Origin of the sequence: Novosphingobium sp. G106 (genome assembly GCF_019075875.1) — a bacterium.
GTDB lineage: Bacteria > Pseudomonadota > Alphaproteobacteria > Sphingomonadales > Sphingomonadaceae > Novosphingobium.
On sequence record NZ_JAHOOZ010000001.1, the window covers coordinates 4147439 to 4168949 of the forward strand.

Annotated in this window: 27 protein-coding genes and 1 pseudogene; 15 read left to right on the forward strand and 13 right to left on the reverse strand. The window is 64.9% G+C overall.

Going from position 1 to position 21511, the window contains the following annotated elements:
- Positions 1 to 6: 6 nt before the first annotated feature.
- From KRR38_RS19760 to KRR38_RS19775, 4 genes are all read left to right on the forward strand, one after another.
- Positions 7 to 933, forward strand: a complete 927-nt coding sequence (locus KRR38_RS19760) for an Hsp33 family molecular chaperone HslO (RefSeq protein WP_217404768.1) — start codon at positions 7 to 9, stop codon at positions 931 to 933.
- 112 nt (positions 934 to 1045) lie between these two features.
- A complete protein-coding gene (locus KRR38_RS19765) occupies positions 1046 to 1450 on the forward strand; it encodes a hypothetical protein (RefSeq protein ID WP_217404769.1) in 405 nt (134 codons plus the stop codon).
- 53 nt (positions 1451 to 1503) lie between these two features.
- Positions 1504 to 2205, forward strand: a complete 702-nt coding sequence (queC, locus tag KRR38_RS19770) for a 7-cyano-7-deazaguanine synthase QueC (protein WP_217404771.1) — start codon at positions 1504 to 1506, stop codon at positions 2203 to 2205.
- Positions 2192 to 3751 carry an MFS transporter gene (locus tag KRR38_RS19775; RefSeq protein ID WP_217404773.1) on the forward strand — a complete coding sequence of 520 codons (1560 nt, stop codon included), beginning with the start codon at positions 2192 to 2194 and terminating at the stop codon, positions 3749 to 3751. The genes queC and KRR38_RS19775 overlap by 14 nt, the downstream gene beginning before the upstream one ends.
- On the opposite strand, the gene KRR38_RS19780 is transcribed toward KRR38_RS19775, so the two are convergent.
- The 4 genes from KRR38_RS19780 to KRR38_RS37090 form a co-directional block, all read right to left on the reverse strand.
- Entirely contained in the window at positions 3735 to 4274 is a 540-nt protein-coding gene (locus tag KRR38_RS19780; protein ID WP_217404775.1) for a superoxide dismutase family protein, read from the reverse strand. The genes KRR38_RS19775 and KRR38_RS19780 overlap by 17 nt on opposite strands.
- 174 nt (positions 4275 to 4448) lie before the next feature.
- Complete coding sequence (locus KRR38_RS19785) at positions 4449 to 5540, reverse strand: OmpA family protein (protein ID WP_217404777.1); 1092 nt, start codon at positions 5538 to 5540, stop codon at positions 4449 to 4451.
- A gap of 265 nt (positions 5541 to 5805) precedes the next feature.
- Positions 5806 to 6075, reverse strand: a complete 270-nt coding sequence (locus KRR38_RS36290; RefSeq protein WP_254514885.1) for a DUF2793 domain-containing protein — start codon at positions 6073 to 6075, stop codon at positions 5806 to 5808.
- 377 nt (positions 6076 to 6452) lie between these two features.
- The gene (locus tag KRR38_RS37090; protein ID WP_256449493.1) at positions 6453 to 6581 is read right to left on the reverse strand and encodes a hypothetical protein; all 129 of its coding nucleotides are present in this window, start codon (positions 6579 to 6581) and stop codon (positions 6453 to 6455) included.
- Positions 6582 to 6631: 50 nt separating this feature from the next.
- On the opposite strand from KRR38_RS37090, the pseudogene KRR38_RS36295 reads away from it, so the two are divergent.
- Positions 6632 to 6930: pseudogene (locus tag KRR38_RS36295) on the forward strand (DUF932 domain-containing protein); the annotation flags it as partial.
- Positions 6931 to 7159: 229 nt separating this feature from the next.
- Here the strand turns inward: KRR38_RS36295 and KRR38_RS19805 are convergent.
- Entirely contained in the window at positions 7160 to 7321 is a 162-nt protein-coding gene (locus tag KRR38_RS19805; RefSeq protein WP_217407537.1) for an acylphosphatase, read from the reverse strand.
- 222 nt (positions 7322 to 7543) lie between these two features.
- On the opposite strand from KRR38_RS19805, the gene KRR38_RS19810 reads away from it, so the two are divergent.
- From KRR38_RS19810 to KRR38_RS19820, 3 genes are all read left to right on the forward strand, one after another.
- Positions 7544 to 8464 carry a HEPN domain-containing protein gene (locus KRR38_RS19810; protein WP_217404781.1) on the forward strand — a complete coding sequence of 307 codons (921 nt, stop codon included), beginning with the start codon at positions 7544 to 7546 and terminating at the stop codon, positions 8462 to 8464.
- Positions 8465 to 8604: 140 nt separating this feature from the next.
- Entirely contained in the window at positions 8605 to 9111 is a 507-nt protein-coding gene (locus KRR38_RS19815; RefSeq protein WP_217404783.1) for a ParB/RepB/Spo0J family partition protein, read from the forward strand.
- A gap of 344 nt (positions 9112 to 9455) precedes the next feature.
- A complete protein-coding gene (locus tag KRR38_RS19820; RefSeq protein ID WP_217404785.1) occupies positions 9456 to 10097 on the forward strand; it encodes a YqaA family protein in 642 nt (213 codons plus the stop codon).
- Between the two features lie 3 nt (positions 10098 to 10100).
- Here the strand turns inward: KRR38_RS19820 and KRR38_RS36300 are convergent, their stop codons facing one another.
- Positions 10101 to 10673, reverse strand: a complete 573-nt coding sequence (locus tag KRR38_RS36300; RefSeq protein WP_254514886.1) for a hypothetical protein — start codon at positions 10671 to 10673, stop codon at positions 10101 to 10103.
- A 104-nt stretch (positions 10674 to 10777) separates the two neighbouring features.
- Complete coding sequence (locus KRR38_RS19830) at positions 10778 to 11500, reverse strand: IclR family transcriptional regulator (RefSeq protein ID WP_217404787.1); 723 nt, start codon at positions 11498 to 11500, stop codon at positions 10778 to 10780.
- A gap of 75 nt (positions 11501 to 11575) precedes the next feature.
- Here KRR38_RS19830 and KRR38_RS19835 point away from each other — a divergent pair, with 75 nt between their 5' ends.
- The 4 genes from KRR38_RS19835 to KRR38_RS19850 are packed head-to-tail and all read left to right on the forward strand — an operon-like array spanning position 11576 to position 14546.
- Positions 11576 to 12535: a TauD/TfdA family dioxygenase gene (locus KRR38_RS19835; protein ID WP_217404789.1), complete on the forward strand. Its 960-nt coding sequence runs from the start codon at positions 11576 to 11578 to the stop codon at positions 12533 to 12535.
- Positions 12536 to 12563: 28 nt separating this feature from the next.
- Positions 12564 to 13430 (forward strand): alpha/beta fold hydrolase, encoded by an 867-nt coding sequence (locus KRR38_RS19840; protein WP_217404791.1) that lies wholly within the window; start codon positions 12564 to 12566, stop codon positions 13428 to 13430.
- A 38-nt stretch (positions 13431 to 13468) separates the two neighbouring features.
- Entirely contained in the window at positions 13469 to 14029 is a 561-nt protein-coding gene (locus KRR38_RS19845; protein ID WP_217404793.1) for a nuclear transport factor 2 family protein, read from the forward strand.
- Positions 14030 to 14087: 58 nt separating this feature from the next.
- Complete coding sequence (locus tag KRR38_RS19850; RefSeq protein WP_217404795.1) at positions 14088 to 14546, forward strand: cytochrome c; 459 nt, start codon at positions 14088 to 14090, stop codon at positions 14544 to 14546.
- Positions 14547 to 14549: 3 nt separating this feature from the next.
- Here KRR38_RS19850 and KRR38_RS19855 read toward each other — a convergent pair whose 3' ends face one another.
- Positions 14550 to 15446, reverse strand: coding sequence for a sulfotransferase domain-containing protein (locus KRR38_RS19855; protein ID WP_217404797.1), 897 nt, complete (start codon positions 15444 to 15446; stop codon positions 14550 to 14552).
- Between the two features lie 176 nt (positions 15447 to 15622).
- Here KRR38_RS19855 and KRR38_RS19860 point away from each other — a divergent pair, with 176 nt between their 5' ends.
- The gene (locus KRR38_RS19860) at positions 15623 to 16660 is read left to right on the forward strand and encodes a hypothetical protein (protein WP_217404799.1); all 1038 of its coding nucleotides are present in this window, start codon (positions 15623 to 15625) and stop codon (positions 16658 to 16660) included.
- A complete protein-coding gene (locus KRR38_RS19865) occupies positions 16657 to 17820 on the forward strand; it encodes a sulfotransferase (RefSeq protein ID WP_217404801.1) in 1164 nt (387 codons plus the stop codon). Before KRR38_RS19860 ends, KRR38_RS19865 begins: the two co-directional genes overlap by 4 nt.
- Here the strand turns inward: KRR38_RS19865 and KRR38_RS19870 are convergent.
- The gene (locus KRR38_RS19870; RefSeq protein ID WP_217404803.1) at positions 17784 to 18575 is read right to left on the reverse strand and encodes a TerC family protein; all 792 of its coding nucleotides are present in this window, start codon (positions 18573 to 18575) and stop codon (positions 17784 to 17786) included. The genes KRR38_RS19865 and KRR38_RS19870 overlap by 37 nt on opposite strands.
- Before the next feature lie 10 nt (positions 18576 to 18585).
- Positions 18586 to 18759, reverse strand: coding sequence for a hypothetical protein (locus KRR38_RS19875; RefSeq protein ID WP_217404805.1), 174 nt, complete (start codon positions 18757 to 18759; stop codon positions 18586 to 18588).
- Positions 18760 to 18919: 160 nt separating this feature from the next.
- On the opposite strand from KRR38_RS19875, the gene KRR38_RS19880 reads away from it, so the two are divergent.
- Complete coding sequence (locus tag KRR38_RS19880; protein ID WP_254514887.1) at positions 18920 to 19588, forward strand: PEPxxWA-CTERM sorting domain-containing protein; 669 nt, start codon at positions 18920 to 18922, stop codon at positions 19586 to 19588.
- 52 nt (positions 19589 to 19640) lie between these two features.
- Here the strand turns inward: KRR38_RS19880 and mtnC are convergent, their stop codons facing one another.
- The 3 genes from mtnC to KRR38_RS19895 are packed head-to-tail and all read right to left on the reverse strand — an operon-like array spanning position 19641 to position 21483.
- Positions 19641 to 20306, reverse strand: coding sequence for an acireductone synthase (mtnC, locus tag KRR38_RS19885; RefSeq protein WP_217404807.1), 666 nt, complete (start codon positions 20304 to 20306; stop codon positions 19641 to 19643).
- Positions 20303 to 20854 carry an acireductone dioxygenase gene (locus KRR38_RS19890; protein ID WP_254514888.1) on the reverse strand — a complete coding sequence of 184 codons (552 nt, stop codon included), beginning with the start codon at positions 20852 to 20854 and terminating at the stop codon, positions 20303 to 20305. The genes mtnC and KRR38_RS19890 overlap by 4 nt, the downstream gene beginning before the upstream one ends.
- Positions 20848 to 21483, reverse strand: a complete 636-nt coding sequence (locus tag KRR38_RS19895) for a methylthioribulose 1-phosphate dehydratase (RefSeq protein WP_217404811.1) — start codon at positions 21481 to 21483, stop codon at positions 20848 to 20850. Before KRR38_RS19895 ends, KRR38_RS19890 begins: the two co-directional genes overlap by 7 nt.
- Between the last annotated feature and the right edge of the window lie 28 nt (positions 21484 to 21511).

Consider the following 21511-nt stretch of genomic DNA (forward strand, 5'->3'; position numbering starts at 1 on the left):
CGCACTGTGAAACATAGGGCCGCCCTGCCCGAAGGCGAGACCGGTTTTGACCGCGTTCTCACCTTCGCGCTCCCCCAGCGCGACGCGCGCGGGCGCGTGGTGCGGCTGGGACCGGTGCTCGACGAGATCCTTTCGGCACACGACTATCCCACCGCGATCCGCCACCTGCTGGCCGAAGCACTGGTACTCACCGCGCTGATCGGCTCGCTGCTCAAGGAAGATGGCGGCCAGCTGACCATCCAGGCGCAGGCCCAAGCCCAGGAAGGTGCCGCGCCCGGCATCGTCGACCTGCTCGTCTGCGACTATCGCGGCGGCGAAATCCGCGGCTATGTCCGTCACGATGCCGAGCGACTGGCCGCGCTGGAATCCTTCCCTTCGCTGCAAGCGCTATTCGGCGCAGGCGCCTATCTCGCCCTGACTTTCGACCTTGCCACGACCAACCAGCGTTACCAAGGCATCGTTCCGCTCGACGGGGAATCGCTGGCCGAGGCCTGCCAGGCCTATTTCGCGCGTTCCGAACAGATTCCGACGCTGATCCGCACCGGCGTCCGCTGGGACGGCCAGCACACGATCGCCGGCGGCCTGCTCGTGCAGCACTTGCCCGAGGGCGAGGAAGGCCGCGAGCGCCTGCACGTGAGGATGGATCATCCCGAGTGGGAGCATGTCGCCATATTGGCCGGCTCCACGCGGCAGGAAGAACTGATCGATCCGACGCTTTCGCTCGAAGGCCTGGCCTGGCGGCTGTTTCATGACGAAGGCGAGGTCCGTGTCGACGCGCTGGCGCCGCTTTCGCGCGGTTGCCGCTGTACAGCCGAGCACTATGCGAGCGTTCTTTCGCGCTTCCCGGAGTCGGAGCGCGAAGAGATGCGCGGCGACGACGGGATGATTTCGGTCGACTGCGCGTTTTGCTCGCGCGTCTTCAAGATCCCTTGAAAACTCACGATTCATCTCTCATATGGCACATTTGGTCGACGCCGACCGCTTTGGTACAATTTCTGCCTCAGAAATGATGGCTTAGCGACGCCGACAGGGGCGGGACGAGACGATGACGAGCCGGATACGATTGGCCATGGCTATGGCGGGGTTGCTCGTCGCTTTTTCCGCGCCCGCGGCAGGGCAGCGGCCGGCCCTCGCCATGCTCAACGAACTCGACGCCGGGCGGTGGGAACTGCGCGTGCGCGACGACGGTTCGGTCGAGCGGCTGTGCCTGCCCAACGTGAAGCGGCTGATCCAGCTACGCCATCCCGCTGACGCCTGCGAGCGGCTAATCGTCACCGATGCGGACAGCGAGGTGACGGTGCAGTACACCTGCCGCGGCCGCGGCTATGGCCGCACCCATATTCGCCGCGAGACCAGCCGGCTGATCCAGCTCGACACCCAGGGCATCGCCGACGGCCTGCCCTTCGCTTTTGCCGCCGAAGCCCGTCGCGTCGGAGACTGCGCCACCTGAACTCGAAAGCGAGCGCGGTTGCCTCGCCGCCGGGGAGCGGCTAGCCCCTGACGATGTCGTCGCTTCCCCTTGGAGAAGGCCGCGAGGCCGTGGTGCTGCTGTCGGGCGGCCTGGATTCGATGGTCGTCGCCGGCCTGGCGCGCGAAGCCGGCTATCGCATCAACGCGCTGACGATCGACTACAACCAGCGCCACCGCGTCGAGCTCCAGGCCGCCCGCGTCGTCGCGAATGCCGTGGACGCGGTGCGTCACGTGGTCCTGCCGCTCGATCTCCGGCAATTTGGCGGGTCTGCGTTGACCGACGATATCTCGGTGCCCAAACAGGGCGTGGATGAAAGTGCGATCCCGGTTACCTATGTGCCGGCGCGCAACCTCGTCTTTCTGTCGCTGACACTCGCCTGGGCCGAAGCCCTGTCCTCACGCGATATCTTCATCGGGGTCAACGCGCTCGACTATTCGGGCTATCCCGACTGCCGCCCCGAATTCATCGCAGGCTTTGCCGACCTGGCCGATCTCGCCACCAAGGCCGGAGCAGAAGGCGAACGCTTCGCCATCCATGCACCGCTGCAATTCCTCGGCAAGGCCGAAATCGCGCGCGAGGCGCACCGGCTCGGGCTCGATCCGGCGATGAGCTGGTCGTGCTACGATCCGCAGCCCGGTGGCCTGCCCTGCGGGCTCTGCGACAGCTGCCGACTGCGCCGCGCGGGCTTCGCCGACGCCGGGCTCGACGACGGGCTGACCTATGCGGCCAGCTGAGGCGGAGACCGACAGCGGCTATCGCAACTACGTCCTCGGCGTGCTGATGCTGGTCTATGCGCTGAACTTCATCGACCGCCAGCTGATCACTATCCTCGCCCCCGACCTGAAGCGCGACCTCGGCATCAGCGACAGCGATTTCGGCTTTCTCTACGGCACCGCCTTCGGCGTGTTCTACGCTGTGTTCGGCATCCCGCTCGGCAAGCTGGCCGATCACTGGTCGCGCGTGCGGTTGCTGACGGTCGGGCTGGCGCTCTGGTCTGCGATGACCGCCATGTCGGGTTTCGCACGCAATTTCGCGCAGCTCGGCGCAGCGCGCATCGGCGTCGGGGTGGGTGAAGCCACCGCCAGCCCCTGCGCTTATTCGTTGGTCAGCGACTATTTCCCGCCGCATCGTCGCGCGCTGGCGCTGTCGGTCTATTCGGCGGGGCTCTATCTGGGCGGCGGTATCTCGCTGGCTTTCGGCAGCAAGATCGCCGCCGACTGGAACGCCCACTTCGCTGTCGGCCAGGCGCCATTCGGGCTAGTCGGCTGGCAGGTCGCCTTCCTCGCGGTGGGTGTCCCAGGGCTATTGCTGGCACTGCTGGTGACGACCCTGCGCGAACCGCCGCGCGGCCGTTTCGACCCGCCGGAGGCCGAAGCAGATGTAGCGGCAGCCAAGCCGCTCGCCGATTTCATGCGCTCGCTCGAAGGCGTGCTTCCACCGTTCACTCTTTTCGCCGCAGCCCGGCACGGCACAAATGCCCTCGCAATCAACGCCCTGGGCGCGGCGATAGCCTGCCTGCTGGTCTGGGGGATGGCCCACCTGACCGGCGATCTCGTCCAGTGGGCCGCCTTCGCGCTCGGCTGCTATGCGGTGTTCTCCTGGGGCCAGAACCTGCGGCTCAGCGACAGGCCAACCTTCGATGCCGTCTGCCGCTCGCGCGCACTGGTCGGTGTTACACTCGGCTACGGCCTCGTCACCATAGTCGGTTACGCGATGACCGCATTCGCGCCGCTCTATGCGATCGAGGTCCTGGGCGCGAACCCGCGCGAAGCCGGGTTCATGCTTGGCGGAGCGGGAACGCTCGGCGGGATCATCGGCGTCGTCGGCGCAGGTGCGCTGGCCGATCGCCTCGCCGGAACCGAGCGCAACTATCGGCGCGTTTGGGTGATCGCCGGAACCGCAGTCGGCTCGGCACTGCTCTATGCGCTGATGTTCACCGCGACTTCGCGGGGGGCGTTCTATGCGCTGAACTTCATCGGCTGGATTTTCTTTTCGGGAACGCTAGGCGGCTCATCGGGCGCGGTAGTCAATGCCGTGGCGCCGCGCGTAAGGGGTATTGCCACAGCAGGCTTCGTGCTCGGCTCGACGCTGCTCGGACTCGCGCTCGGGCCCTATTCGGCTGGGAAGTTCTCATCCCTGCTCGGCAGTCTCGGCGATGGATTGCTCGTGCTGCTGGTCGTCGTGCCATTCGGCCTTGCCGCGCTGGCCGTGGCGGAACGCGAGTTGCGCCGCGCAACTCGCACAGCGCCGGGTGCTGGAGAGCTTAGCGGATACGCGTGATCGCGGCGCAGGCAATGCGCCCGCCGCTATTGCCGCTGGGATCGGTGCGGTAGTCGTCCCCATTCGCGTGAACGACGAGCGAAGTGCCGTCACCGTCGAACAGCACCTGCCAGAGTTCGGCCTTCGTGCCCGCCAGCCGCGCGGTCAACGAGCCGCTTCCGCCGCTTCCGACGGTCAGGTTGGGCAAGTCGCCGAGATGGCTGCCCTGGGGGTTGAGGCTGCCGTGCATCTTCCCATGCGGATTGAGATGTCCGCCGGCACTGACGAAATCGGGCGCATTGCAGCTTCCGACCATGTGCAGGTGAACGCCATGCTGCCCCTTCGGTAAGCCGTGAACCGTGAGTTTGAGGACCATGCCGTCACCGCGCTCGGCCAGAGTAACCTGGCCCCGCGTTGCCCCGCTGCCGTCGAGCAAGACCCCCGTGCCGACGATGCTCTTGTTGGCTGCCGCCGCGGGAGCAAGCCCGACCGTGGACGCAAATGCGCCGACGATCAGAAGGGGGAAGGAACCTTTGGTCAGCATCTTGATTCTCCGCGACAACCGCGCGGAAACTAGCATGTGCCCGTCGCAGGCCAAGCGAAAGAGGACCGCCGTAGAAAACCACAGGCAAAGAAAAAGGGGCCGGATTGCTCCGACCCCCAATTCTTGCCGATCCGGTTCCGGACGGCACCAGGCCATCCGGCGGGACCGTCGAGATTACATGCCCGAACCCGGACCGTAGGTGATCTCGACGCGACGGTTCTGCAGCTCGCGCACACCGTCCGCAGTCGGGACGCGCGGGTTGGTTTCACCGAAGGCCTGACCCGTGATCGCACCGTCGGGGATGCCCCGGGCGGTGAGGTACGAGCGGACCGAGGTATTACGACGCTCGGACAGGCCGAGGTTGTACTTCGGCGTACCCGAACGGTCAGCATAGCCGGCCAGCATGATCGGAACGCGATCGCAGTTGGCATAGGCGCTGATCGCGCTGTCGAGGATGGTCGCAGCCTCAGGCGTGATGTCCGACTTATCCCAGTCGAAGAACACGATGTACGGACCCTTGTTGCACACCGGCGGAGGCGGCGGCGGCGGGGGAGGCGGCGGCGGCGGCGGCGGGGGAGGCGGCGGCGGCGGCGGCGGCGGAGCTTCACCACCGAAGTTGTAGGTCAGGCTCGCGAGAAGCGAGTGCGACCGGAACCGCGTGCTCACCGGCGCGCCGGCGTTGTTCACCACGTCGACATTGCTGGCGTTGAAGAAGCGATACTTCAGGCCCACGTCGACATGATCGCTCAGCGGCGCGCGAACGCCGGCCAGAGCCTGCCAGGCGAAGCCACTGTCGGTGTCGTTGATCGCCGCACCGATGCCGGTCGAGGGCCCCGGGTTACCGGCCTGAACCTTGACGCGAGCGACGCCCACGCCGCCGCCGATGAAGCCCTGAAGGCCATCGTCGGGACCGAAGTCGAGCAGGCCGTTCAGCATGAAGCTGAGAGCGCTGGTGCCGCCATCGATGCGGCTACCGGGATAGGTGACAGTGCCGACGCGATATTCATCGCCTTCGTTGGCACGACGATAGCTCGCCTCGGTTTCGAGACGGAACATGCCGAAGTCATAACCGATCACGCCACCGAAGTCATAGCCGGTGGAAAGATCAAAGTTGCTGGCGTTGTTGGTTGTTCCGATGTCGAAATTAAGGTCTTCGACGATCATCGCGCCACCATCGGCTTCGACATACCAAGAACCGTCGCGTGCAAAAGCCGGTGTGGCGAGGGCCGTAGTAGCCAGCGCCATCCCAATGACGAGTTTCCGCATTATTATTCCCCTATTATAGAGACTGGAGCCACCGAGTAGCGTCGTGTCTACTGCGATAAACCTGCTCACGCAAGTGTGCAAAACTGATCGCTGTTGCATAAAAGCCGCGATTCCGGAGGGTTGGACGTGAGAAGTGACATTCCACCCCGGCCAGACTGGCGTTCGGCAGTTCCCTCACATTCATTCCCCTTATGCACTTTCGGGATAAATCCCGGCCACTTTAAGAGCAACTATAAGTTGCAAAATTGCTACGCGAGCCTCGGCATCAACGATCGATCCACCGGTTGGTTCCACGGGTTCCCCGGCAATTTTCCAGGTCCCGAAAAAAGCGACGCTCCTGTCCCATCGAACGATCGAGCAGGCGCATGCCGTCGCGGGGAGCGACGAACAGCCAGTTGCCGGATTGGCGGCAGGCCAGCTTGCCATCCTGCCCCGCCCAGTCCCCCGTGGCTGCGCTGGCGACCAGCCAGCTTTCACCGTCGACGGGTGTCGGCGGCGGCGAGGTCGCCTCGCTGTCAATGGCAGGATGCAGCAACGCGTCGGCCAGGGCGTGGGCTTCGTTGAAAGGCTTCCTTTGGGGTCTGGCCCGGGAAAAGAAGCGGAAGGCCGAAGCGCGGGCTGGCGGTATCGAACAGGAATGGATCGCTCATTACGGGTCCCGATCAGTCTAGCATGTGGAGAAAAAGCGGCTCTGACAGCGCGTAGCTGCCCTGCTGACGGACCTTGATCGGCCGCCCGGCAGCGCGGCGAGCGTTTCCGGCGGCAGGACGAGGCGTGGCTCGCCAAGTTCCCAGACCGCCAGCGGAGCAGCCGGATCGCCCAGCTTCACCAGATAGCGCTCGGATTGCTGTGCAGCGGCGCGTCGACCCCGTCCGGCCAGGACCAGGCCCCCCGCGCCCGCCGCGTCCAGCCCTACTCGATCGCGCCGCCGGCCAGGAAGGAGACCTGCGGATGGACCGGCGAGGGCGGCCGCAAGGTTATGCCGCGCAGCGCGATGATCGAAGACACCGGCACATCATCGCCGAACCCGACCGCGGCCACGTGCGCCTCCGGGCTGTTGCCGACCGCCGTTGCATCGATTGCGACAAGCCGTGAGGGCGCTGCCCGCGCCGCTCGCCGGCATCACCATGCTCCATGGCCTCCTCTCGCACCGCGGCGAGCAGGTGAAGCTTTTGGAGACGGGAAAGGGCCGAGCCGAGCTTCGTGCCGCGACCAGCCCCAGCTATGGCGGCATCTGGGATCACGAACTGGTCGCCACCGTCATGAGATCGCCGGCAACGGCACCGGGGACACGTGCTGGCAAGTGCCCGGCGTGCTCGACTGGAGCTCGATGGTCTATAATCCTGAGGTCGATATTACCCGCGACAACACGACGCTCTACCTGAACGAGGGGCCGCTTAGCGTCGTATTCCGATCAGTCCCCGACGTCGAACAAACTGACCACACCTTGCTCGTCGGATCAGCCCGTTTGGCGTCGTGTGAAACCTTTGATCGGTTCGATTTCTGCAGCCTCGGATTGGACGCTCTCAACGATGGATGAGGGCTACCCCTTGTGAAGATGCTTTGCAAACTGATCGAGCATGCTTTTGTCGCCGATCGCATGGACCTCTACGCGACCATCACGCCGATTTCCCACCCAAGCCCATGACGCCCATTTCGCGTGCCTTGGTCACGGTGCATTCCCGGAAGAACATCGCTTGGACATGGCCTTGAATCAGAAACCTGCGCGCGGCGGTCACTGATATGAGGTCACCGGAATTCTGAACTGCGTCCTTGCTCATCATCTTGCCGTTAGCAGCGGAGACAGCCGCCCGGCAGCCTCGTTGCGGTCGAGTGCCAATAACACAGAACAGGATGCAAGGGAGATCCAAGCTCGGGGATGCAAATGTCGATCCGTCCGCACGCCTGATTCGATCCAAATCCGTCGTGAAAGTTGGGACTCTCCAGGGCCTCCCAGCCGCGTGGACTGTTCATCCCGACCACATTTGCTAGGACCGCTTCTCATGCGCACCGATCTCGACCATCTGCCGCCAGCCAAGCAGCGAGAGCTCGAGCATGTCGTGCAGGTCCTGTTCGAGGAATTCTCCGCCGCTCAGGAAAATGCGACCGGGCGCCGCACGCGCGGTCGCATCACAAAGATCATCCTTTACGGCAGCCACGCCCGCGGCAGTTGGGTCGACGAGCCGCACACCGCCAAAGGCTACGTCTCGGATTTCGATTTGCTGGTTATCGTCAACCAGAAGGAACTGACTGACCGGGCAGCACACTGGACGAAGGCCGAGCAGCGGCTGAACGAAGAGAAGCTCGCCGGCCATCTCCGAACCCCGGTGAACTTTGTGGTCCACTCCCTACAGCAGGTAAATGACGCGTTAGCGCATGGCCGCTTCTTCTTCATGGACCTCGCCCGCGACGGCATTGCGCTGTTCGAGGCCGATGACAAACCTCTGCCCCAGCCGAAGCCGAAAACTCCGGAAGCCAACCTTCTTATGGCGCAGGAATATTTTCAGGAGTGGTTTCCGGCGGCGATGCGTCGCTACGATTTCGCACGATTTGGCCTTGAGAAAGGGCATTCGAAGGAAACCGCGTTCGAGTTGCACCAAACTGCCGAAAGTCTCTACCATTGCGTCCTGCTTGTCTGCACGTTTTACACCCCGCACAATCATAACCTTGCCTTCCTGCGGACTCAGGCCGAACGATTAGACCTTCGTCTCGTCGACGCCTGGCCGCGCGACACGCGCAAGGAGCGGGCCATGTTTGAGAAACTGAAGGACGCCTATGTGAAGGCGCGGTACTCCAAACACTACCGCATCAGCGCAGAGGAACTCACCTGGCTCGGCGAGCACGTCGAGGAGCTGGGCCGCATTGTCCAAGTCGTCTGCAGTGACCGCATAGCTGCCCTCGCAGCATCTGCCAAAGCAGCCTGATCGCAAACCAATCAACTATCGTGGTGCCGAACGACTCCGCTCGCTGGCGTGATGTCTCGTGCCTCTCGATGGCCCAGTTATTTGATCTGAGCCAGCCGCTCACCGAAATTCGGGCAGGAGAAAAGTAAGCGGTGGAGCGGATGCGGCAAGCGACCTGGTGGTCAGGTCGGCGCTGCATTCCGGAGACCATCAATGAACCAGCAACCGATCCTCGTTCCGGCCACGCGGCTGACCAAGTCGCCCAGCAACGTGCGCCGACCCGTTATCCCGAAGCCGACGCGCAGCTCGAGGCCAACATCGCCGAATACGGCGTCATCCAGAACCTGAAAGGCATGCCGGTAGCGCGCAAGAAGGGCGCCTTCGAAGATGAATACGTCCTGCCGGTCCTTGTCCTCGCCGACGCTAGGAACGCCATCGAAATCAGCCTCGCCGAGAACTTCATCCGCCTCGCGATGAACCTGGCAGATGCCTGCCGCGCGTTCCAGGACGTCATCGAGACCGAAAACAAAACGCCGACCGATGTCTCGCGTCGCTTTGGCGTCACCGAGAAGTTCGTCCTGGGCGGTCTGCGGCTCGTCTGCCTTGCCGAACCGATCTTCGAAGCACTCGCTGCCGGCGACATCACGCTCGACGTGGCGATCGCTTAGTCGGCAGCCTGGCGGACGTTAGAGGTTTCGGCGAGCTTGGCGAGAAATCGCTGCGCCAGTTCTGCGTCACTGCGCCCGCGGCGGCATGGCCCGCGCCGGGCCGACGCTGCTCGCGACGGCGCACACGCTTATTGCCCCGCCCAAGCGGTTTCGCCGAAGGCATTCGTTGCTCCGGCCAATGAGAAAAACGCGATGGCGCGTCGCCTTCCCGGCGACTCGCACCATCTCGATGTTCCGTTATGCAAGCAATGAGCGTGACGATGTCAAGTCGAAATAACCGATTTGGTTATTGCCCGTGGAATCGCGCCCGTCTAAGCAGCGCAATCGCCCGAGGGGAACCGAGCATGCTGCGCAGCCTGTACAACTGGACCATGGACAAGGCCGCGCATCGCCATGCGCAGTGGTGGCTGGCCTTCTTCGCTTTCGTCGAAGCGAGCTTCTTCCCGATCCCGCCGCACCCGTTGCTTGGCCTGATGTGCCTGGCCGAGCCGAAGAAGGCGATCCGCTATGCGATGATCGCGACCCTGGCTTCGGTGATCGGCGGCCTGCTCGGCTATGCCATCGGCCATTTCGTCTACGAAAGCATCGGCGTGCAGATGCTGGCGCTGCTGGGCCTGACCAAGAGCTTCCCCCAAGCGGCCTGCTATCTTCGCGAGTACGGCGCCGAGATTATCATGATCAAGGGCGCGACGCCGATCCCGTTCAAGCTGCTGACGATCACCGCCGGCTTCATCGGCATGCCGCTGCTGACCTTCATCGCCGCGAGCGTCGTCTCTCGCTCGATCAGCTTCATGATCGTCGGCGTGCTGTTTCGCCTGTTCGGCGCACCAATCAAGGCCTTTATCGACAAGTACCTCGGCCTCGCCACGGCTGCTTTCGCCGTGGCGGTGGTCGGTGGCTTCGTCGCGATCATCATGCTCAGCGGCACAGGCAGCGAGACGAGCGCGAAATGCGCACACGCCCCGCCGATCACCGCGACGGCCTAACCGTCAATTCTCGCCGCGCCGCCAGCCTCCGCGCCCGCCGCGATTTCCGCGGCCGGCAGGATCGCCGGTCGGCGATGACGTCAGGCCCTGCGACTGACGCTGCGCCTGCCAAGCCTCGCGCCGCTGCTGACGCTGATCGTCGGTAAGATCCTGCGATTGCTGACGCCGCGACTGCCAGGCCTCGCGCCGGGCCTGCCGTTGCTCGTCGGTCAGGCCCTGGTTCTGCGATCGCCAGGCTTCGCGGCGTTGCTGCCAGTTGCTATCGCCGGCATTGTTGCCATTGCCCCGGAAGCCGCTCCAGTTCTCGCTGCCCGAGCGGCTGCCGCGGCGGCCTTCCCAATAGCGGCGCTGGTTGTCGTTCCAGCTGTAACGACGCCCACCGCGATCGTAGATGTAATAGCCCGAGCCAGGATAGTAGTAGCCGTCGTTCCAACCCCAATAGGGGTCGCCGCCATAATAACCGCTGCCATAGCCGAGGCTGACGCCGCCGCCATAGCCATAGTCATCGCCCATGCAGCCCGAGAGCGTGAAGACGGCAGTTGCGGCCAGAAGCGCCGCGCCGATTGGATGTTTCATGGGAGCTTCTCCCGATGTCCTGCGAATCAGGAACTTTACGAGAGTACTACGCACTAACCCCGATGAAGGTTGCCTGAATTCTCGGGGTTTTACCCGATCGCAATCTACCCGACGGCCTGCGTCAGGGCCTCCGCTTCACGCCGCAGCCGCTTGCCTACCTCGTCGCGCCGCGAGGGCGGCAGCCGCTCGACCGGCCCGGTCAGCACCAGCGCCCCGGCGGGCACGCCCTGGCGCGAGACGATCGCAGCGGCCATGGCCACCGCGCTGGGCTCGATATCGCCGTCGTTGACCGCATAGCCGCGCGCCCGCGTCGCGTGGAATTCCTCGCGCAGGGCGGCCGTCACCGGCGTCCCCAGCAGCCTCTCCTGCTCCGCCTCGGACAAATGCGGCAAGATCGCCCGCGCCGTCGCCGTGCCGTGGACGCGCACGACCATGCCGACCGGCTGGACCATGCGCAGCAGGTGCTCGCTTTCGAGCGCGTCGAGCACGACGAACTGGTCGCCGTCGGGCACGGTCAGATAGGCGGTCTCGCCGGTTTCGCCGCGCAGCCGCTCGAGCGCGGGCCGCGCGCGCTGGCGCAGGCTATCGGTGCTGTGCGGCGGGCGGGCCAGGGTCAGGACGTGCGGGGTAAGTTCCCATTGCCCCGGCATGCCCACGGCGACGCGAATCCAGCCGGCGTCCGCCAGGGTCATCAGGTCGCGCTGGACAGCGCTCTTGTCCGCGCCGAGATCGCGGGCGAGCGCCGAGACGCCGATCGGCTGGTGCGCGGCGCAATGCTCGAACACCTTGAGCACGCGCGAGGCGCTGGAACTCCGCTTGACCGCCATGCCCATCCCTGCAATGTTACTATTCGACAAGATATATTACATTGTAATACGGTTCTGGCAAGTCTGGAGAGTTCCATGTCCTTGACTGATGTTCGACCACTGCAGGAAGGCCTGCCGTTCGGTGTCCGCATCGGCGGCCTTACCCGCGACCAGACGGCCGACCCTGCGATCCGTGACGAGATCGAGGCGCTGTTCTGGCAGCACGGCATGATCGTCTTCGAGGATGTCGAGCAGTCGGACGAGATGCAGGTCGCGCTGTCGACGATCTTCGGTCCGCTGAAGGAGCATCCGGTCAAATCGCTCGCCCGCGTCGACAGCGAGCGCTTGCCCGGCGTGATCGAGCTGCACACCAAGCCCAATTCGGGCGGGATCGTCGAAGTCGACGGCAAGCGCGTCTCGCACTGGCTGCCCTGGCATTTCGACCATTGCTACAACGACGAGCTAAACCGCGCCGGCGTGCTGCGCGCGGTGACGATCGTCGAGGAGGGCGGCATCACCGGCTTCATGGACGGCGTGGCACTCTACCAGGCCTTTCCCGCCGAACTGCGCGAGCGGATCGAGGGCAGCGAAGTCGTCTACACGCTGTCGACCCACTACACTCACCTCAAGTTCGGCCGACCGGCACAATACCGCGAGATCGAGCCAAAGCCCTCGTCCGATGCCTTCCGCGCCCAGGCGGCCGCGATGTCGCGCGCGATCCACCCGGCGGTCTGGACGCGGCCCACGGGCGAAAAGGTGCTCCACGTCTCGTCCTACATGGCCGAGGGTCTGCTCGGCCATGAGGATGCCGAGGGCGATGCGCTGCTCGAGGAAGTCTGCCAGGCGATCAATGGCTTTGCCGGCAAGTGCTCGTACCACCACAAGTGGCGTCCGACCGACATGGTCATCTGGGACAACACCCGCATGCTCCACGCCGTCTCGGGCAACCGCCCCGAGGACGAGCGGCTGATGTACCGCACGACGATCAAGGGCGACTACGGTCTCGGCCGCTGGGAGAGCGAAGCTCCCGCGGAAGCCGCGGACGCGATGGCCTGAATTCAACGAATCCAAGGGAGAGACTGCAATGGCGCGCATCGAGGTCGATGGGCTTGAGCTCGACTACGAACTGATCGGCGACGAAGGCGCGCCGCCGCTGATGCTGACGCCGGGCGGGCGCTATCCGCGCGACACCGCCGGTGTGCCCGAGCTCGGCCGCATCTTCGCCGACAACGGCTACCGCGTGCTGCTGTGGGACCGCCCGGGCTGCGGCGCCTCCGACATCGGTTTCGACGCGCCGACCGAGTCGGTGATGAACGCCAATGCCGCGGTCGGCCTGATCGAGGCGCTGGAGCTCAAGGACATCACGCTGGTCGGCGGCTCGGCGGGATCGCGCATCTCGCTGATGGCGGGCATCCGCATGCCGCAGAACGTCAGGAAGATCGCGGTCTGGTGGCTCTCGGGCGGGCCGATCGGCCTCGCCGGGCTTGCCTGGTTCTATTGCGGAGACCAGGTCGCCGCCTGTTCGAAGGGCGGCATGGAAGCCGTGGCGGAGCTGCCCAGCTGGGCCGACCAGATCGCCCGCAACCCGCGCATCCGCGAGATCCTGCTACGCCAGGACCCGGACGAATATATCGCAGTCATGGAAAAATGGGCCAAGGCCTTCAACTATCGCGAAGACACGCCGATGCCAGGAATCAGCGAAGCGGATTTCGCCAAGCTGACCATGCCCGTGCTCGCCTTCCGCAGCGGCAAGAGCGACATGGCCCATACCCGCGCGACCTCCGAATGGGTCGCGCGTCTGTTGCCCAACTGCACCTTCAGGGACCCGCCCTGGGGCGACCAGGAATGGAACTACGTCTCCACTTTCCCCAACGACGTCGCCGCGCGCCGCGGCCGCTTCGAACGCTGGCCGCTGATCGCGCCCGACGTGCTGGAATTCCTCAAGGCCTGAGGTTAGGCTCCCGGCTGAATCGGAGACGGGAGAACCAAATGGAAGCCGAACTGGACCGCAAGCTGCGCGAGCTCGTCGACCGGAGCGAGATCTGGCGTGTCATGCAGAAGTACGGCCGCGGGCTCGATCGGCTCGACAAGGGGCTCGTCATGTCCTGCTACTGGGAAGACGCGATCGAGGATCACGGCAACTACGTCGGCCACCCGAGCGACTTCATCGACTGGGCCGACCAGTCGACGCTGTCGTTCCAGTCGAGCCAGCACGGCCTGCTCAACCATTCGTGCGACCTCCAGGGCGACGACGCCTATTGCGAGACCTACTACCTGTTCAGCGGCGTCACCGGTGGGCCGACCAACTTCATGTCGACCGGTCGCTATATCGACCACTTCCAGAAGCGCCCCGGACCAAACGGCCCCGTTTGGAAGATCGCCAACCGCGTCTGCATCATCGAAGGCAAGTTCGACGTGCCCGCCAGCATGATGGGCGCCGACCTGCCGCCGCCCTATACGCCCGAGGAACCCTGCCAGGCGGCGCGCGACCGGACCGACGTATCCTATCACCGCCCGCCGGTTCCGCGCCGGCCCAAGCAGCTCGCCTGACGGGAACACCGTCCACTACCCAGCCGTTTCGCGTCCCGTCACTAGGAGACCCATCGCTATGAAGCCTCTGATCCTGCTCGCGCCGTTCGCCAGTCTCGCGCTGGCGGCCTGCGGCGGTCCGCAGACCCCCGGCGCCAAGGCCGCGCACGAACGGCACGAGAATTTCGAACAGATCGGCAAGAGCTTCAAGGCGCTCGGCGAAGAGCTCAAGAAGGACGCGCCCGACGTCGCGAAGGTCAAGGAGAGCGCGACGACGATCAACAATTACGCTTCGCAGGTGAAGACTTGGTTCCCCGCCGGCTCGGGCCCGCAGGATGGGGTAAAGACGCATGCGCTGGAAGCAGTGTGGAAGGACCCGGACGGCTTCGGCCTGGCCGCGGCCAAGCTGACCGACGCCGCGACCGCGCTCAATAGCGCCGCGCAGTCGGGCGATCTCGCCGCGGTGCGCGGCGCGGTCCCGCCGCTCGGTGCCGCCTGCAAGGGCTGCCACGAGAAATTCCGCGCGAAGGATGACTGAAGTCTAGCGCTGCCCCAGCCATGCAGCGCACTCCTCGCCAAGCTCGGCCCGGGCCCTGGCTTCGTAGGTTGCGCTGTCCGCGGCGGGCAGCACGTCCTGCCAGCGGCCATTGATGCCCTTGTTGATGAAGGTCGCCCCGCCGCCTTCGAAGATTATACCGCCGAGGGGCGTGACGTGATCGGCGTTGGTCTTCATCCATTCGAAGCTGCACAAGTTCTCGATCTCGGGCCAGTGGTCCGCCGGCACCGAGACCTCGAGGAAATCGGCGATCTCGCGCATCTTGCCTCCCATGTCGCGCTTGAGCTCGGCGAAATGGAGCATCATTACGTTAGGCAGGTGGCGGATTTCCCACCATGAGCGGACGTTTTCCCAGAAGGCCCAGAACGGAAAGCCATCGCGATCGAGCCACTCCCGGAAATAGGAGCAGATATCGGGATTGGGCGGATCGATCTTTGGACCGACGAGGCCGGGCGTATCGTTCAGAATCTCGTACCATCTGGCGTTGGCATTGGCGTGATGGTTGTACATCGACCATATGACGTCGCGCCCGTCGCGACCGACGAAGATGTACTTGGCCTTGGCCGAGAAGCGCAGCGCGTCGACGGGAAGGTGCGTCTTGAGGAAACGCCGGGCGGTCTGCGCCTCGAGCTCGGGCAGCTTGATATGCCTGGGCGGTACGCGCAGGTCGACCCATGGCGACAGGTCCGACACGGGTAGGGTCGGATCGGGTCCGTGCATAATCTGCCCGACGATCTGCTGCGTCCAGGTCGTGCCGGACTTGGCATAGGTCGCGATGAAGACGTCGTCGTCCCGGAACGTGAAATCGTTCCAGATCGTCGAGTCCATATGATGATTGTGCAGCTCGCGCGTCTTGCGCGGCAGTTCCGTTGTCGGATCCATGCCGATTCCCCCAGGGCGTTTTCGTATGCACCTTTTAGCACAGAGGCATGGCAGGCAGAACATCGCAGGCCGATGTTCTAGAGATAGGGGCCCTCAACCGGACCTTTCGTGTCACATGGTTTGAACGGAGCGCCGCGCATCCCTAAGCCCGCCGCAAAACGTGAAACGGAGCAGGAATGGCACACCCCCCGCGGATCGCGATCTATGGCATCGGCCAGTACGGCATGATGATTGCACGCCTCGCCGCCGACCGCGGCTGGCCGATCGTCGCTGCGTTCAACCGCGCCGGGCCCAAGGTCGGGCATGACCTCGGTCGCGTGATCGGGCTCGGCCGCGATCTCGGCGTCGTCATCCAGGACAGCGAGAGCGGTGACTATGCCGGCCTCGACGCCGACATCGGCGTGGTCACGCACCGCGATCTGCTAAGCGCCAACATGCCCGCCTACCGCCGGCTGATGGGCGCAGGGCTCAACGTGGCCTGCCACGGCGTCCAGTCCTACCTGCCGCAAAGTAACGATCCCGAACTTGCCGCCGAGATCGAAGCGCTGGCCCAGTGCAACGGCGTGACCTTCACCGGCTGCGGCATCTGGGACATGTCGCGGATATGGGCGGGAATCCTGACCGCCGGCCCCTGCACCGAGATCAGGTCGATCCACATCGCCAGCCTCACCGACCCCGAGGGTCAGTGCAATTCGATCGAACAGATCAGGCAATACTGCATCAGCCTGCCGGTCGAGACCTTCCACGAGCGCGGCATCGCCCGCAACGCCGCCGCACTGGCCAAGAAGACTATCCCCGAGATGGTGCTGCGCGCGCTAGGCTACACGGTGCTTGAATCCACCGCGACGATCGAGCCGGTGGTCTACGACGTGCCGGTGAAGACCAAATTCGTGCCCGAGGGCTGGTTCGAGCCCGGCCTGGTCATGGGCGTGCGCTTCCGCTGCGAGACGACCACGGCCGAGGGCGTGACCGGCACCGGCCTGATCGATCAGCGCATGTTCCTGCCCGGCGACGTCGAGCACATGTTCTGGGAAGTCGACGGCACCCCGCGCAACCGCACGCGGGTAGAGCGGCTGGATTCGGCCCATGCCACGGCAGGTAACCTGTTCAACCGCATCCCCGACATCATCGCCGCGCGACCGGGGATCGTGCCGGTCTATGAAATGGGGCCGCTGAAGACCACTGCGGTGCGCTGGCCGAGGATCGGCCGGTGAACCCGCATCCGCTGTCGCCGACCGCCGAGCAGCTCTTGGCCCGCTCGCGCGAGATCGCGGATATCGAGCTCGTCGACGAGGAAGTGGTCGAACCGCTGACCGTGCTCGTCCGCGCACTTAATACTGAGGCGAAGCTCGATGCCGAGGGTGCCCGCGCCTACGAGGCCAAGTTCCTGCGACTTCTGGTCAACCGCCTGCGGATGAAGCGCGATTTCCTGGCGCATCCCGAAATCGCCGAACAGGAGATCGCCGGGCCGCTGGTCATCATGGGCGTGGCGCGGTCGGGCACGACCAAGCTGCAGAAGGTCCTCGCCGCCTCGGGCGATTTCAATTTCCTGACTTTCTGGCAGAATTTCAACTGGGCCTCGGTCAGCGGCACACCGGGTGAGCCCGTCGACGCGCGTATCGCTGAGGCCGATGCCTTCTGCCGCTGGTACGACGAGCGCTCGCCCGAGACCAAGCTCGGCCACCACTTCTCCGCGCTCGAGCCCGAGGAAGAGGGGCCGCTCAGCGAGGGCTGCTTCGTCGCGCCCTCGTTCATCGGCTATGCCGAGATGCCGAGCTACGCGCAGTGGCTCGCAGACAAGCCGCGCAGCATCTTCTTCGCCTTCCTGCGCGACGTGCTCAAATACCTGCAGTGGCAGGGTCTCGCCGTGCCCGGGCGGCCCTGGCTGCTCAAGTCGCCCAACTACAACGGTCACGAGGCGGCGATCCGCGAAGTGTTCCCGAATGTCCGCTTCGTCGTCGCCAATCGCTCGCCGGTCGAGACACTGGCCTCGATGTGCAAGCTGCTGCGCTGCTTCCGTACGGCCTACGGCAGCCCCGAGGTCGACAATGCGATGATCGTCGAAGGCAATTACCGCGCGATGGAAGCCCACCTCGCCAACCGCGCCGCGCATCCCGAGATCCCGATCCTCGACCTGCGATTCCAGGACATCGTCGGCGCGCTGCCCGCGACAATCGAGCGGATCTACGCCCATGCCGGCATGGCGCTGACCCCGTCCTCGCGCGAGCGCATACTCGCCTGGAACGCGGCCAATGCCATGCACAAGCACGGCGAGTTCAGGTACTCGCTCGGCGACGCCGGCCTTGAAGAAGCCGTGATCCGTGAGCGGATGGCCCGCTACTTCGAGCTGCTCGAAAGACTCGATGCGGCCTGATTCGCCTTCAGCCTGCGCCGACGCGACCAGATGTTGAGACTCTCGACACCGGCCGAGAAGGCCATCGCCGTGTAGATATAGCCCTTGGGCACATGCACGCCGAAACCGTCGGCGATCAGCACCGCGCCGATCATCAGCAGGAAGCCCAGCGCCAGCATAACCACGGTCGGGTTCTCGTTGATGAAATTGGCTAGCGGATCGGCCGCAACCAGCATCACCGCCACAGCCACGATCACCGCGACCACCATGATCGGCAGGTGGTCGGTCATGCCCACCGCGGTCAGGATCGAATCGATCGAGAAGACGATGTCGAGCAGCAGTATCTGCACGATCGCCGCTCCGAAGTTCATAGCCACCTTGCCGCCGGTATCGAAGACGTCGCCGGCGGGCGCGGGATCGACGTTGTGATGTATCTCCTTCGTGGCCTTCCAGACTAGGAACAGGCCGCCGGCAATGAGGATCAGGTCGCGCCACGAGAACTGCGTCTCGAAGCCCTCGCCGCGCAGGCCGAGGTCGAAGACCGGAGCGGTCAGCCCGACCAGCCAGGCGATCGTCGAGAGCAGCGCGAGCCGCATGATCAGCGCCAGCGCGATGCCGGTACGCCGCGCCTTCTGCCGTTGCGCTTCCGGCAATTTGTTCGACAGGATCGAGATGAAGATCAGGTTGTCGATGCCGAGCACGATCTCCATCACGACCAGTGTCAGCAAGGCGGCCCATACGGCCGGCTCGGAAAATAGCGTCAGTAAGCCTTCCACGTTCGTCCCTTCACATCAGCGAAGCTGTGCCGATCGGGCCGAGGACGGGGGTGCTGGAGGAATGGGCCTCAGGACGCACCGAGCTCGGCTCGATGCGGTCCGACATCACGATCATCGCTGGAATGATCGCCAGAGGGGCCCGGTCCGCGCTTTGCGATGTAGCGGCGGCGGCGGCCCGGTTCAACCCCGCTGTCCAGCGAGCGCGCGTTCACGTCTCGCGCCTATTGCGTCCAGAACCGAGACAATCGCGTTTTCTCGCTAGCGGTTTGCGCATGCGCCGCTAGCGGGGCGGCTCGGGACGCAAAGAGGCTCGCGGGAACGGGCCTACTTTCCAAGGGAAACCAATGAACAAGAAACTGGCTACGGTGCTTCTGGGCACCGCCATGCTGGCCGCCACGCCGGCAACGGCTGCGACCGTCATGTACAATCTCACGATCTCGGGCAGCGGCAGCAGCTCGACCCCCAGCAACGACACGCCCTATTTTCTGCTGTCGAACACGTCGACGCACACCGGCGCGCCGAACAGCGCCGATGCGCTGACCGCGATGCTGACCTCGTTCAAGCTGACCTTCAACGGCACGTCCTACGTCGACCGCCTGACTTCGTTCCAGGGTTCGCCCAACGCCACTTCGCCGGGTATTTCGAACCAGGTCATCTACCCGACGCCGAACACGCAGGACAACATCGGCACGCCCGGCTTCCAGCTGGGCCTCACCGGCTTCAATCCCGGCGACGGCTATCGCTTCGCCGTGGACTTTGACAAGGCCGGCGGCGCGAACGAGAACTATCGCAGCCTGCTCGAAGGCGCAGTCATCGAAGTCGGCTTCTCCGACGGTACGAAGCTGACCAAGACGCTGTCCGGCTTCAACGCCAACGACCCCTCGTTCAGCTTCTCGGGCAGCGACATCTCGGCCGCCGTGCCCGAGCCCGCGACCTGGGGCCTGATGATCCTCGGCATCGGCGGAATCGGCGCCTCGCTGCGCCGCCGCAAGGCGACCCTCGCGACCGCCTGAAGCCGCTAACCGGCAAACGAACCGCCGTCGGCCTCATGGCCGGCGGCGTTTTTCATACCACTCCCTCGAGGCTGGCAACCGTCGGGAAAGGATTCTCGACCGCGCCGTCTCGCGCCACCAGCAGCACGCTGAAGCCCGCACCCTGCGCCGCGACGAGTTCCTCGGCCACGTCCGACAGGAACAGGATCTCGCCCGCCGACACGCCGATAGCTTCGGCGATCGCGCGATAGGAGGCGGCCTCCCTCTTCCCCCCGACGGCCGTATCGAAGTAGCCGCTGAACAGCCCGGTAAGGTCGCCCTGCGCAGTATGGCCGAACAGCAGCTTCTGCGCCGCGACCGAACCCGAGGAATAGACGTAGAGCGCGATGCCGGCCGCGTGCCAGCGCCATAGCGCCGCGGCAGCATCGTCGTAGATATGGCCCTTGAGCGCGCCCGAGGCGTAGCCCTTGGCCCAGATCAGTCCCTGGAGTTCCTTGAGCGGCCCGACTTTGCTGTCGGCATCGTGCCATTCGAGCAGCAGCGCGACGCACCTATCGGTATCGAGATCCGCCCGGTCGCCTTCGAGGCGCACCGCCGCGAGGATCGGTGCAACCTCGTCAGGATGCTCCGCGACGAATGTCGCTAGGCGTGCGCGTGAATAGGGGAACAGCACCTCGTGAACGAAAGCGATGCTCGAGGTGGTGCCTTCGATGTCGGTGACGATGGCTCTGGGCGTCACGCCGCACCTTCGTACAGCGGAATCGCCGCAGCGATCGTGTCGCCGGTGAACCGCGCCACCCAGCCCTCGGGCGTGGTGAAAAGCCGGATCGCGGTGAAGCGCGGCTGCGCGCCCGTGTCGAACCAATGACGCAGCCCGGCGGGCAGGACGATGAGATCCCCCGCCGCGCATTCGAGCGCCAGCACCTGCCTGCCCGCACGTATGTAGAACATGCCCGATCCTTCGACGAAGAAGCGCACCTCGTCATCGTCGTGAACATGCTCGGCAAGGAACTTTGCGCGCATCGCCTCGCGCTGCGGATTCTCCGACGTCAGGCGGACGACATCGCACGACTGGTACCCGCCGCGCGCCTTCAGCGCTTCGATGTCCGCTGCATGGGCCGCAACGATGGTATCGTCGTCCAGAGCCTCGCCCAGAGACCGCGCCGGCCACCGCTCGAAGCCGACACCCGCCTCCGCGAGCCGCGCGGTTATCGCCTCCGGTTCGGAGATCGTCCCCTGTACCGCGAAGGGCGCCGTGTCGTCGTAGAGGGTCAGAGTCGTCACCATGCGGCTCCTTGCGCTTTCAGCCGTTCCCACTCGCAGGCAAGCAGGAATTCGCTGCCCTCGACGATGTTCTCCGCCGCGGCCAGAGTCGGCCCCCAGGCGTAGAGGCCGTGCCCGCAGATATAGAACGCCGGCAAAGGCGGCGCATCGGTTTCCAGCAGCGGCCGCAGCCGCTCGGTGAGCGCCGGCATGTCCTGGCTGTTGTCGACCAGCGGCAAGCTCACGTTCGCCTCGTGTGTCCTGACTCCCGGATAGACTTTGAGCATTTCGTAACCGGCAAGCTCGATGATCTCTGTGCCGCGCAAGGCCCGGCTGAGCACGGTGCCCGCCACCGAATGGGTATGAAGCACGGCGCCTGCGCCGGGAACGGCCTCGTAGATCAGGCAATGCAGCAAGGTTTCGGCCGAAGGCTTCTTGCCGTCGAGCGCCGCACCGGTTTCCGACACGCGCATGATCTCGTCCTCGCCGAGGCGCCCTTTGTGCGCGCCTGAAACCGTGATCGCGATCGAACCGTCGGAGAGCCGCGCCGAGAAGTTGCCCGCGGTGGCCGGGGCAAGGCCGCGGTGGTCGAGTCGACGGCCGGTTTCGATCAGGGCGCGCGCAGTATCGGCGAATTCGTCACGGAAGAGCATCGCCCATAGCTAGGCGCCCGTTCGTGAC

Bases quoted from the DNA above. Each gene is read 5' to 3' on its own strand.
- KRR38_RS19765 (WP_217404769.1), top strand. From the start codon at position 1,046: ATGACGAGCCGGATACGATTGGCCATGGCTATGGCGGGGTTGCTCGTC.
- queC (WP_217404771.1), top strand. From the start codon at position 1,504: ATGTCGTCGCTTCCCCTTGGAGAAGGCCGCGAGGCCGTGGTGCTGCTG.
- KRR38_RS19775 (WP_217404773.1), top strand. From the start codon at position 2,192: ATGCGGCCAGCTGAGGCGGAGACCGACAGCGGCTATCGCAACTACGTC.
- KRR38_RS19780 (WP_217404775.1), bottom strand. From the start codon at position 4,274: ATGCTGACCAAAGGTTCCTTCCCCCTTCTGATCGTCGGCGCATTTGCG.
- KRR38_RS19785 (WP_217404777.1), bottom strand. From the start codon at position 5,540: ATGCGGAAACTCGTCATTGGGATGGCGCTGGCTACTACGGCCCTCGCC.
- KRR38_RS19805 (WP_217407537.1), bottom strand. From the start codon at position 7,321: ATGAGCAAGGACGCAGTTCAGAATTCCGGTGACCTCATATCAGTGACC.
- KRR38_RS19810 (WP_217404781.1), top strand. From the start codon at position 7,544: ATGCGCACCGATCTCGACCATCTGCCGCCAGCCAAGCAGCGAGAGCTC.
- KRR38_RS19815 (WP_217404783.1), top strand. From the start codon at position 8,605: ATGCGGCAAGCGACCTGGTGGTCAGGTCGGCGCTGCATTCCGGAGACC.
- KRR38_RS19820 (WP_217404785.1), top strand. From the start codon at position 9,456: ATGCTGCGCAGCCTGTACAACTGGACCATGGACAAGGCCGCGCATCGC.
- KRR38_RS36300 (WP_254514886.1), bottom strand. From the start codon at position 10,673: ATGAAACATCCAATCGGCGCGGCGCTTCTGGCCGCAACTGCCGTCTTC.
- KRR38_RS19830 (WP_217404787.1), bottom strand. From the start codon at position 11,500: ATGGCGGTCAAGCGGAGTTCCAGCGCCTCGCGCGTGCTCAAGGTGTTC.
- KRR38_RS19835 (WP_217404789.1), top strand. From the start codon at position 11,576: ATGTCCTTGACTGATGTTCGACCACTGCAGGAAGGCCTGCCGTTCGGT.
- KRR38_RS19840 (WP_217404791.1), top strand. From the start codon at position 12,564: ATGGCGCGCATCGAGGTCGATGGGCTTGAGCTCGACTACGAACTGATC.
- KRR38_RS19845 (WP_217404793.1), top strand. From the start codon at position 13,469: ATGGAAGCCGAACTGGACCGCAAGCTGCGCGAGCTCGTCGACCGGAGC.
- KRR38_RS19850 (WP_217404795.1), top strand. From the start codon at position 14,088: ATGAAGCCTCTGATCCTGCTCGCGCCGTTCGCCAGTCTCGCGCTGGCG.
- KRR38_RS19855 (WP_217404797.1), bottom strand. From the start codon at position 15,446: ATGGATCCGACAACGGAACTGCCGCGCAAGACGCGCGAGCTGCACAAT.
- KRR38_RS19860 (WP_217404799.1), top strand. From the start codon at position 15,623: ATGGCACACCCCCCGCGGATCGCGATCTATGGCATCGGCCAGTACGGC.
- KRR38_RS19880 (WP_254514887.1), top strand. From the start codon at position 18,920: ATGAACAAGAAACTGGCTACGGTGCTTCTGGGCACCGCCATGCTGGCC.
- KRR38_RS19890 (WP_254514888.1), bottom strand. From the start codon at position 20,854: ATGGTGACGACTCTGACCCTCTACGACGACACGGCGCCCTTCGCGGTA.
- KRR38_RS19895 (WP_217404811.1), bottom strand. From the start codon at position 21,483: ATGCTCTTCCGTGACGAATTCGCCGATACTGCGCGCGCCCTGATCGAA.